Consider the following 4,372-nt stretch of genomic DNA (forward strand, 5'->3'; position numbering starts at 1 on the left):
AGCGAGGGATGCTCTTTGGCCGCCGAAACAACGGCAACCGCCATCGCCGCCCGAGCGGCCGGGTCCGGCACGTCCTTGGCAAGCGCATCAGTTCGGCCCGCGGCGATGTCCTTCAGCACCGATGCCCCGTATCGCTCCTTCATCTCTTCCGCAAAATCCCGCGCCTGATCCTCATTCCGGAAGGAGACAGAGCCTTGCTGGGCATGAACCTTTGCCAATTTACCCAAAGCTTCGACCACCGGGTCAGGGCCTCGCCCTACTTCAATCGTTCGGGCGGACTGGATCAGTTCGGCGGCGCGTTCGTAGAATCGATCCACCTTCTCGGCAGCAGAACTGCGGCCTTGCGCGCTGCCAAGGTCGTAGCCGTGACGCTTGGCCACTTCGGAGATGTCGGATTTGACCCAGGTTTCTTCTTCGCGGGCATTCGCGGCCCCGGTTTCGAGACGTTGCCTGATTTTATCCGCATCGATCCCGACATCGGCGGCGTTTAGCCTCAGGGCAAGTTGAAGGCTATCGCCGGCATTGTCTTTCAGCTCTTTCTCGTTCCCACCAACCACCAGCGCAGTCGCACCGATGGAGGTGCTGTAAATCGTCGAACGGGGCGGGGCCTCACGCTCCCCCTGTTCGCGGTCCAGTCCAAAGGCCGCCGCCGCTTCCTTGGCGATGCCCTGCATTTCGGATCGAAGGTCGTCCTGTCGGTCCGACGGCAATCTGTCGATCTGCGCGCTTGATTGCGCGACCCAAACTGAGATCGCCCGGGCCGGGTCAGACGCAAAATCGCCGCGCTGCTGTTCTGCTTGGGCATACTCAGCCAAAACCGGACTTTGCGCGAGATGCTTGGCCAAGGCTTCACTGAGCGGCCCTTCATCTGGAAACTTCGCCAGCACCTCAGCACCGCCATCGCGGCCATAAGAGGTGACGGCAAGCAACTCTTCGGGCAAGAATCCGGCGGAGCCTTCGCCATCGACAAACCGCCCGGTGCCAAGCGTCGCCTCGGCGTCCGGGATGTGCTCGGCCACCACTTTTCGGAAATCAGGATCGGCGACCAGCCGCTCGGCCAGATCGCGGGTGTTTTCGTTGTCCTGACCAAGGGTCAGAACAAGTTGCCCGTCCTCGCCCGCGTAAATTGCCGCCTCGGGGCGAGCAAGCTCGGGCTGTGTCCGATGCTCAAGGACAAGCCCTTCCGGCCCGCGAGCCGGGTCTTCCAACAACTCGCTGTCAATTTCCGCCGCGCGCTTTACCGCCAGCTCGAGGCCTTCCTCGACCCCTTCGTAGAAATCAAAGGCATGGCGCAGGGCCTCGCGGGAGTTCGGGAAGGTGCGCTCTGAGTAGGTGAGCTCGTTCTCCCCTCCCGGCAGATTGGCCTCGTAGCCCGTGTGAATGCCCCGGTCGGTTGCCACCGCCACGGGCCGCAATTCGACATTTGCATCGGTCGTGACCCAGTCGCCGGTGGCGATGATGGGCGGCGCCTCAGTGAGGGCGTCCTGGTAGGCCGCAACTTCGCGATCCGCGATTTCCTCTCGGGATTTCACTGCTGCGCGCAAATCCGGCCCGGGCGCGCTCGCGTCACTGTGGTCAGCCCAAAGCGCCGCCGCCTTTTCCGGCTCGCGACGCGCTAAGGCCTCAAGATCTTCCCTCAGCCCCGTATCCAGACGCTCGATCTCGGCTGGACCGTCCTTGCCCCATTCCACCTTGCCCAGCCTCTCGGTCAGCGAGGCCTCCATCGCATTCAGAAACCCTGCGCGGAACTCCGCATCGGGCGCATGCGAGTCCGGCAGCGTCTTGAAGTACCGCGTCTCGCCGCTTTCATGGAAACCATGGATTTCTGTCCGGGCCATGGTGCGAGCGGTATTGCCGTCGATATGGGCAACGGACGGACGCTCTGCCGGATCGGCGCGGAAAAACGCCTCGCCTGCTTGCCGGGGATCATCGAATTCCTGCGTCGCCCCGGAAAACGTAAAACGCACCGAGAAGTATTCTTTGGGGCGCTCGGGCGCGATGGGCTCGGACTGCCCCCGCTCGGATTTCAGGCGTTCGGTGACCGGATCAGTGTCGTTTTCCATGGGGGAACCTGCGGGCAGAAAGGGGGAATTTGAGGGAGCGCGGTCGACGGGGTCAGTCATCCAGCCCGGGGAAATACATCTCCATGATGCCGCGCTGGTCGCCGATGCGGCCCATCTGCAGGATTACGTCGATCGAGGTCTGAAGGTATCGGATGACCTCGCCAAAGCTGAGCTTGGTGCCTTGTGCCATCACGAGAAGCGCCAGCCGGTCCATCGCCTTGCGGGCCGAATGGGCGTGCAGGGTGGTGAAGGAGCCCGAATGCCCTGTGTTGATCGCATCAAGGAAGGTCGAGGCTTCCGAGCCGCGCAATTCGCCGAGGATGATCCGGTCAGGCCGCAAGCGAAGGGTGGCCTGCAGAAGTTTCGCGGCCGAACGGGGCGAGGCCTCATCTCGCTGCGCGATCAGGCTAACGGTGTTGGGCTGGCCGGGCAGCAGTTCGAGGGAGTCCTCAATCGTGACGATCCGCTCATCCGAGGCGACCATTTCCAACAGCTTGCGGCCAAGCTCGGTCTTGCCGGTCGAAGTGCCGCCCGAGACAATGACATTCAGCCGCTCAGAGACCAGTTTGCCAAGGAAAGCATCGACATCGGCCCCTTCTGACCCTGCACGAATATCCGCCACCATGGCGCGACGCTCCTCCTCCAGCGAACTCTCCTGCCCGCGCAAGAAATGAAATGTGCGAGCCGCACGCCGCGTATCGCCCTGACGCGAGCGGAAAATCCGGATGCCGATCACGGTGCCACTGGCAACGGCGGGGGAGCCCACCACCTGACAGCGCAGCATCAGATCGCGGTAACTCACGGCGGCCGACACCAGGGGTAAGCTTTCCGTAAAGGTGTTCGAGGTCGAGTTGGCAATCTGCGAGGCCAAGTCACGCGCTGCGCGTGCGGGCAGGGCGGGCAGACCGCTTGGGGTCATATGAATCTGCCCTGCACGCTCGACCCAGATGCTGCCATCGGCGTTGATCGCCAGTTCCATGACCGCCGGGTCCGACAGGCCCGCGTCGAGCTGCCCGAGATAGGTGTCGAGGTAACTCATCAATAGAACTCGATGTCGGCATCAACCCGGACCATGACGACAGCCCCTTGGGTGACGCTGATGGTTGGCGGGATGCGCAAATAGTCGGCCATCACGGTGTTCACCGCCTCACCCAGATCGGTGCCGACGTTTTCTGCGGTGTCCGAAGCCACTTCGTTGCCGGAGTATTTCGCGGCAGCGATGTCGGGAACTGCACCGATGACAGAAATCAGGGCAGCCGTGCCAAAGCGCTGCAGGAAATGATTGCGCACCGTGCCGGGCAGACCGGAGCGTCCAATGCGATCCGTGCCATAGGCGGCGAGCGTCACCGATTGCCCGTCGGTGGTGACGAGACGATCCCAGGCGACCAGCACGCGGCGCTGACCCGCGCCCACGTCGGATTCGTAGCGGCCGAAGAGGCGCGAACCCCGCGGGATCAGGACCCGGCTCATATCGAACGACCAGACATCATGGCTGACGATGGCTGCGACATTGCCGGCAAGATCGGTGCTGACAGCCGTCTCGAGGGCGGCCTCGATCAGTGTGCCCTGCATCACGGTATTGGATGGATTGGCGATGACTTCGGCCTGGCGCACCTCGGCGGCCTTGGCCCCGGCGCGGCGGAAGGCTTCATCGCCTGATGCCGCTGTACCGCCGGTGGCAGGGCCTGCAGCCCCGGCATCACCGCCCATATCCATGCTGGACCGCAAGGCGACCATATCGGAATGGATCTGAGACTGCTTCAAGGCTTCGGCTTCATCGCGCCGACGGGCCAGATCAGCTTCGCGGGCGCGGACCGCTTCGGCCTCGCCATCGCCCGCGATCAACGCGTTGGTTTCCAACTCGGTCTGCAGGCGGATGTTTTCGCGCTCGAGGTCCGACAAGGCGGCGGCGCGGGTTTTTGCATCCGTGTTCAATGCGTCAACCTGCGCTTTCAGCGCCTCGAGGGCCGCCTCATCGGTCACAGGATTGGCCTTCAAATCCGAGATCTGGGCGGTCAGCGCCTCGACCTCGGCCTGCAACCGCTCGGCCTCACTGCGATCTGGTGCGGCGGGGACAATCTGCGGCTTGGGCCGTGAAACGCTGAACCCATCGGTGCCAGTGCCATCGCCCTGGAAGTCACTGACCGAGGCGGTTTCAATAGCGGGTGCCGGGGCAGGGGCATCTGGTGCAGCAAGGACCAGCCAGGCCCGGCTTCGGCTTCATCGCGCCGACGGGCCAGATCAGCTTCGCGGGCGCGGACCGCTTCGGCCTCGCCATCGCCCGCGATCAACGCGTTGGTTTCCAACTC

3 protein-coding genes are annotated in these 4,372 nt (G+C 63.5%); all 3 read right to left on the reverse strand.

Translation table 11 applies throughout. The features are described 5' to 3' along the window. A partial coding sequence (locus AKV04_RS05040) for a hypothetical protein (RefSeq protein ID WP_156317377.1) occupies positions 1-2,123 on the reverse strand: 2,123 nt, incomplete at its 3' end. Next, the gene (locus tag AKV04_RS05045; protein WP_054005379.1) at positions 2,116-3,102 is read right to left on the reverse strand and encodes an ATPase, T2SS/T4P/T4SS family; all 987 of its coding nucleotides are present in this window, start codon (positions 3,100-3,102) and stop codon (positions 2,116-2,118) included. The genes AKV04_RS05040 and AKV04_RS05045, both read right to left, overlap by 8 nt. Beyond that, positions 3,102-4,103 (reverse strand): TrbI/VirB10 family protein, encoded by a 1,002-nt coding sequence (locus AKV04_RS05050; RefSeq protein ID WP_054005380.1) that lies wholly within the window; start codon positions 4,101-4,103, stop codon positions 3,102-3,104. The genes AKV04_RS05045 and AKV04_RS05050 overlap by 1 nt, the downstream gene beginning before the upstream one ends. Positions 4,104-4,372: the final 269 nt, after the last annotated feature.

This window comes from Cypionkella psychrotolerans (assembly GCF_001294535.1).
Classification (GTDB): Bacteria; Pseudomonadota; Alphaproteobacteria; order Rhodobacterales; family Rhodobacteraceae; genus Cypionkella; species Cypionkella psychrotolerans.

Coding starts and splice junctions, on each gene's coding strand:
- AKV04_RS05045 (WP_054005379.1), bottom strand. CDS start 3,102: ATGAGTTACCTCGACACCTATCTCGGGCAGCTCGACGCGGGCCTGTCG.